Source organism: Hallella mizrahii, from assembly GCF_009695775.1.
In the GTDB taxonomy this organism is placed as follows: domain Bacteria; phylum Bacteroidota; class Bacteroidia; order Bacteroidales; family Bacteroidaceae; genus Prevotella; species Prevotella mizrahii.
Genome location: NZ_VUNG01000029.1, coordinates 41,861 through 48,224, shown reverse-complemented (window position 1 = coordinate 48,224; position 6,364 = coordinate 41,861). Strand labels below are relative to the sequence as shown.

4 protein-coding genes and 1 pseudogene are annotated in these 6,364 nt (G+C 52.1%); all 5 read left to right on the top strand.

The features are described 5' to 3' along the window. Positions 1 to 161 precede the first annotated feature (161 nt). The 5 genes and pseudogenes from FYJ73_RS10820 to FYJ73_RS10800 all read left to right on the top strand — a co-directional run bounded on the left by FYJ73_RS10820 (position 162) and on the right by FYJ73_RS10800 (position 6,212). The gene (locus FYJ73_RS10820) at positions 162 to 521 is read left to right on the top strand and encodes a hypothetical protein (protein WP_154534733.1); all 360 of its coding nucleotides are present in this window, start codon (positions 162 to 164) and stop codon (positions 519 to 521) included. Positions 522 to 569: 48 nt separating this feature from the next. Next, positions 570 to 2,069, top strand: a pseudogene (locus FYJ73_RS10815) (di-heme oxidoredictase family protein); the annotation flags it as partial. 192 nt (positions 2,070 to 2,261) lie between these two features. Next, positions 2,262 to 4,649, top strand: coding sequence for a cytochrome c biogenesis protein (locus FYJ73_RS10810; RefSeq protein ID WP_154534732.1), 2,388 nt, complete (start codon positions 2,262 to 2,264; stop codon positions 4,647 to 4,649). A gap of 44 nt (positions 4,650 to 4,693) precedes the next feature. Further along, positions 4,694 to 5,722 carry a Rid family hydrolase gene (locus FYJ73_RS10805; RefSeq protein ID WP_154534731.1) on the top strand — a complete coding sequence of 343 codons (1,029 nt, stop codon included), beginning with the start codon at positions 4,694 to 4,696 and terminating at the stop codon, positions 5,720 to 5,722. A gap of 121 nt (positions 5,723 to 5,843) precedes the next feature. Continuing rightward, a complete protein-coding gene (locus tag FYJ73_RS10800) occupies positions 5,844 to 6,212 on the top strand; it encodes a desulfoferrodoxin (protein ID WP_154534730.1) in 369 nt (122 codons plus the stop codon). The last annotated feature ends 152 nt before the right edge of the window (positions 6,213 to 6,364 follow it).

The window sequence follows — 6,364 nt, the reverse complement described above, 5'->3', positions numbered from 1 at the left end:
TTAATCGTTTATGTATCAATGATTTATTTGCACTACAAAGATACAAAAACTTTTGGACATTCCTTCTCTTTTCTCTTGATTTTTAAGACTTTAAGGGCGAGCTATTTGCAAGTGGGAAACTTTAGTATGGTTATCTGAGCGACGCCAAGACACTGAGCATAGTGAAGATCAACCGCACGTCGAACAATGCCCCCTACGACAAAAGCTATGTGGGAAAGAATGCCGTAGCCATCGGCGTGGAAGCCGGCTACGACATCTTCTCACAGATGCAGAAACTGCACGTCGACCAGCAAAAGTTCTATTTCTTTGGCCGATACGACTACTATAACTCTTATATTCCGGCCAAAGGTGAGCCCTCCTATGAATATACAAAGAAGCAGGCCGTGACCTTCGGCTTCAACTATTACCCCATCAAGCAGATTGCCATCAAGGCTGACTACTCCTACCGCTTCCTCAAAAGCCAGTACAACAACGAGCCGAGCTTGAACATAGGTATCGCCTACGAGGCTTTCTTCCTGTAAAGAAGTACGGGATATGTAACGAAAACATAACTAACAAAGACATAAGGTTGCTACGAAGACGAGACACCCGTCGTGGTAGACAATGAAAAACTGGAGCTGGCCTTCAAACTCGGTGAGGCTGTCTTTGAACGTAACTTCACTGACAATACAGAGCCCTTCAAAGGACTCGGACCGGCTTACCTGCGATCATCGTGCATTGACTGTCACCCAGGCTACGGCCACGGCAAGCGGCAGACCTCTTATCCTTCGACTTATGGCAACGGTTATCTGCTGGCTATCTACCATCCTACGTCAGAGGGCAGCAACGACGGTGCCTATATCTCTGAGGTCACGGGCATGCCGCAGACCCTCGCCAATGCACCCTTCCTGCCACCTGTCGACGGCAGTCAGATAAGAATAGAGTGGAAGCACGTCACCGCCATGGAGTCAGGACTGCCAATGAAGTTTCCCGACGGCGAAACCTACGACCTTATCTATCCTGAGGTAACGATTCCTGAGAGTGCCTTCAACACCAACCCGAAGCCTACCAACTATGCTGTCAGACTGGAATCGACCATTGGCGTCATCGGCACAGGCCTCATCGATGCCATTCCACAAGACTCTATCATCGCACAATATAAGGAAGAAGCTGCTGTCGGTGTGGAGCTGAACCCAAGCTTTTGGGACAAAGGAGCCAACGACATGGCAGCCAGTGCCTGGTATAAGTTCACTGTCCCCGGCACCGACTCTAAAGGACAGCCTGTCGAGAAAATGCTCAAGCGCTTCACCTATGCCCTCACCCGTGCATCTCTGCAGGATGGCCCCGGTGCCAACGCCGTGTGGAATATCACCAACGTGACGCGTTCCGACCGTCCTTATCTCTATACCACCAATGCTTGGGCCAAGGCTATGTCGGAAAACGAAAGCGTGCTGAAGGCGATCATGGCCGATCCGACTTCACCCTATTATGGTGACGGCTCACGCGACAGCGTACAGCACATGGTCTACAACCTACTGCGACCCGGTACCAACCAGTTCGACAACCCTTGGCATAAGTTCCAGGCAGAGATGAGCGACGACCAGTTCTACAACTTCATGGTATGGCACCGCGGACTCTCCATTCCCCGTGCCCGCGATCTCAACGATACCGACGTACAGCGTGGCAAGGAGCTCTTCATCAGCATGGGGTGCGCCCACTGTCACCGTCCTCAGTGGACTACCGGCGATGACAACTATTGGAGTCCAAATAACATCAGTCTGAGACCACTGCCAAAATATCCACATCAGAAGATTTATCCTTATTCTGACTTCGTACAGCACAAGCTGTGCATGAAGAACGATATCCACGGCAGCTGGTGCCGCACCACACCTTTGTGGGGACGCGGACTCTCGCTGGCCAACACAGGCGCCGAAGACCGACTCCACGACTGCCGTGCACGTAACGAGGTGGAGGCCATCATGTGGCACGCCTACAGCAAGAACAGCCAGGCTTACTTCGCTGCGGCGAAGTTCTATCAGCTCAGCAAGAAAGACCGCGACTGTGTCGTGAAATTCTTACGAGCAATATAACATCATGTTTTTGTCATGCGACCATGACACGGAATCGTGAGATCCTGCGTCATGCCGCATGACTTCTCTTTTCCGAAACACATGATGCCCAACACAATATTAATACTATCATCGTCGTTTTAATTCATTATCAATAACATGGTGTTTATCAAGAAAGCTCTTCTCTCCCTTTACATGCTTCTTATCAGTGTAATGGCAGTTGCCACCGTCGTAGAGCATTGCACCAGCACGCCGTTTGCCAATGAACACATCTATGGCGCATGGTGGTTCACGCTGTTGTGGGCTCTGTTGGCAGCAGGCGGAATCACATATATCGTTAAGCGGCACGTAAGGAAATGGAATATCGTGTTGCTCCACCTCTCACTCCTTATTATATTATTAGGTGCCTTGCTCACTCACCTCACCTCGTTCAGCGGTACGATCCATCTGCGGCAAGGCGAAGCGGTAGACAGCTATCGCGAGATGGTGTCGATGACTGAGAGCAAGAGCCAACCTCTTCCCTTTGTCGTCCGACTCGATCGCTTCGACGTAATCAACCATTCTGGCACCACAGCTGCCTCAGACTACATCACCCACTTCTCTATCGCCGACAGCAAGACCGTTACCCATGCCCAAGTGTCGATGAACAAGATCTTTGTCTACCACGGTATTCGTTTTTACCAAGCCAGCTACGACACCGATAACCTTGGCTCGATACTCAGCGTCAGCAGCGACCGCTGGGGTATCCCCACCACCTACACGGGCTACGGTCTGCTCTTTTTCTCATTGCTCTGGTTGCTCATAGACCCCAAGGGCACGTTCCGCCGCAGTATCCGACAGCTGTCCCATTTGGGCGACACCGTTAATAAAAGCAAGGATAATACATCGCAAGCAAGGCGCAGCTCGGTTCTTACTAATACCTTATTAATATTGTTGCTGTCAGTCCCCATCACCAGTCACGCCCAGACCAGCGTGCCACGGGAGACTGCCGACCGCTTTGGCAAGCTGCTCATGGAGTACAACGACCGTATCTGTCCCGTAGAGACCTATGCCCTCGACTTCGTACAGAAGATCCATGGCAGCCGCAGTTATAAAGACTATACAGCCGAGCAGGTGCTTCTGGGCTGGACTTTCTTCTCTGAGGACTGGTCGGGAGAACCTTTCATTTGCATTAAAAGCAGCGAGATGCGCCAACAATTAGGCCTTGAAAAATATGCCAGCGTGAACGCTTTCTTCCGCAATGGAGAATACATTTTAGGACAACCTGCCTACGACTACGCCCACGGTACCAACAAAGATGCCTTCCACAAAGCCTGCGCCGACATCGACTGCAAACTGCAGATGATGATGACGCTACGTCAGGGCACCCCATTCACGCTCTATCCCTACACCTTCTCCCATCAACGCACACTGTGGTTCTCACCCTTTGAGCGGTTCCCAAAAGAGATGCCTCGACAGGATGCCGACTTCATTGGGCGTTCCTTTGCCACGCTCTTCGTCGTTGCCCGGCGCGGCGACTTCTCCACCGTGAACAGTACACTGGACGCCATCGCTGAGTATCAGCAACACAACGGCGGCAACAGCCTGCCCTCAAAGTCAAGACTCACTGCTGAAAAAATCTACAACCGACTGCCTTACACCACGATTCTTTTCATTCTCAACCTCACGCTGGGAATGCTGACCGTCGTCCTCCTTGCACGGCACAGCCATCGCAACGATGATACCAAGAAGCATTGCAACACGAAGAAACAAAGAGGCGGAAGTTGTCAGACAACATGCCATTGCATCACAATGTCACCTGCTTTGTGGCTGCGCAACCTGCTGGTTCTCTCATTGCTGGCTCTCACCGCCGTGCTGGCACTGCGCTGGGAGATATCAGGAACCATCCCCTTGGGCAATGGCTACGAGACTACCCTTGTCGTGGCATGGATGTCACAGTTCTTTGCTCTCGTTTTCGTCATCACCAAAGGTACAGACCGCATCCATCCGCTATCCGGGCAAACAGCAATCAGCATGGGCGGAGCCGACCACTTGTCCCACCTGCACGATGAGCATCACCGCTGCCGCTCCCACATCAACGGTCTTGGCCTGCTGATGTGTGCCTTCGGTTTTCTCATCTCCGGCTTCTTTCTGCTTGTAAGCCATATCAGCCTCATGGATCCGGCCATCGGCCCACTGATGCCCGTACTCAACTCTCCACTGCTGAGCATCCACGTGAGTTTCATGATGATGAGCTACGCCTTCCTCTCCATCACCTTCTTCTGCGGACTTGCCGCACTGATACGTCCCCGCACGGCAGAAGCCTTGCAGGTGATCAGCCGCGTGTTTCTCTATCCCGCCATCGTCACCTTAGGCATTGGCATCTTCCTCGGTGCCATCTGGGCCAACATCAGTTGGGGCAGTTACTGGAGCTGGGACCCGAAAGAGACGTGGGCACTCATCACCTTCATGCTCTATGCCATCGCCCTGCACACACAAAGCCTGCCACGACTGGCTCGTTCGCGCGCGTACCATATATATATGGTATTCTGCTTCCTGAGCATCCTGATGACGTACTTCGGTGTGAACTATCTGCTCAGCGGCATGCACAGCTACGCTTAAAACACAAGATGCCAGAGCTACCCGACAAAAGAAAACTTAGAATCATGAATCAATACAAAATCTTCAAAGCACAACAACAAGGCAGTTTCGAGCAACAGACAGCCGACATCAAACAACAACTCGACAGTTGGCTGAACGACAACCAGCAGACCGCCGGCGAACTCCGCTACTGCAAAGTATTTCTCAGCGACATCCTCAACCAATACGACACGCTGAAGACTTCTCCCCTCTACCAAGACTGTCTCGCCCAGCATCCTTGCACCATCATAGGGCAAGCACCGGCCGACGGCTGTAAGATAGCCCTACTGGCAGAAGCTGGGCATAACGCCAACGGCTTTCTGTTCCAAAGCCTACGTCTCAGCGATGAAGAAGCGCAAGGCGTGAGCAGTTATCTACAAACACTCACCCTCTTTGAGCGATACATCCAGAGCCTGCAAGGAACCGAGATGACCATTCGCGACAACCTCGTGCGCACCTGGATCTACGTTGCCGACATCGACGTAAACTACGACGGTGTGGTGCGGGCACGAAACGATGTCTTCCGTCGCTACGGTCTTACCGCCGACACCCACTATATAGCCAGCACTGGCATCGGCGGTTATTCCCAAACACGCCATGCCACCGTGGCCATCGACTTCCTCTCGCTGCCCGACGTGAAGCCCAGACAAATGAAGTATCTCCAAGCCCTCGACCATCTCAATCCAACCCATGAATACGGTGTAGCCTTTGAGCGCGGTACCCGTCTGACACTGCCCAATCGTGAGATCTACTACATCTCGGGCACGGCCAGCATCGACAAGCAAGGGCAAGTACTCTACCTCGGCGACGTGGAACGGCAGACCGCTCGACTTTTAGACAACATCCGTGCGCTGCTTGCCGACGGTGGAGCACAGATGAGCGACATCCGCCACTTCACCGTTTATCTGCGCGACTTTGCTGATCGCGAGACAGTAGGGCGTTATCTCGACAACCACCATCCCGGCATTCCCTACATACTGCTCCACGCCAAGGTGTGCCGCCCGCAATGGTTGGTAGAGATGGAGTGCATTGCCGAAAAAGACAAGAAGCAATAGCATTTAGCAAAAATATCCTAAAACACGCACCGCCACCGCCCGATAATTTGCTTCTTCCAAAAAAGAATGTTATCTTTGTGAATGATTTAAAGTCAAACAACATTTAACACAACAAAACATTATGGCAAAAAGAAACGAAGTATATAAGTGCGCAGAGTGCGGCAACATCGTAGAGGTTATCGTCCCCACCGACAAGGACGTATGCGGATTCAAGCAGCTCAAGGAGAACACTACCGACGCTGCCACAGAGAAGCACGTGCCCGTCGTAGAGAAGATTGAAGGCGGATACCGCGTCACCGTAGGTGAGGTGGAGCACCCCATGACAGAGGCTCACTACATCCAGTTCATCGAGCTTATCACCGACAACAATGAGGTGTTGCGCAAATACCTCACCCCGAGCGACAAGCCGGTGGCTGAGTTCAAGACCGACGCCAAGAACGTCTATGCCCGTGAGTATTGCAACCTCCACGGACTGTGGCGCTCTAAGTAAGCGTAAAGAAGCCGCGTAAGCAAGACACAAAGGGCAGTAGCTGCGTACATTACAGCCTACGTGACCACTCATATAACTAACAATAAGCCAGACTGCGACATTTTGCAGTCTGGCTTTTTTATGCGATTCATTCACCACCCAGTCCACTCGTC

Coding starts and splice junctions, on each gene's coding strand:
- FYJ73_RS10810 (WP_154534732.1), top strand. CDS start 2,262: ATGGCAGTTGCCACCGTCGTAGAGCATTGCACCAGCACGCCGTTTGCC.
- FYJ73_RS10805 (WP_154534731.1), top strand. CDS start 4,694: ATGAATCAATACAAAATCTTCAAAGCACAACAACAAGGCAGTTTCGAG.
- FYJ73_RS10800 (WP_154534730.1), top strand. CDS start 5,844: ATGGCAAAAAGAAACGAAGTATATAAGTGCGCAGAGTGCGGCAACATC.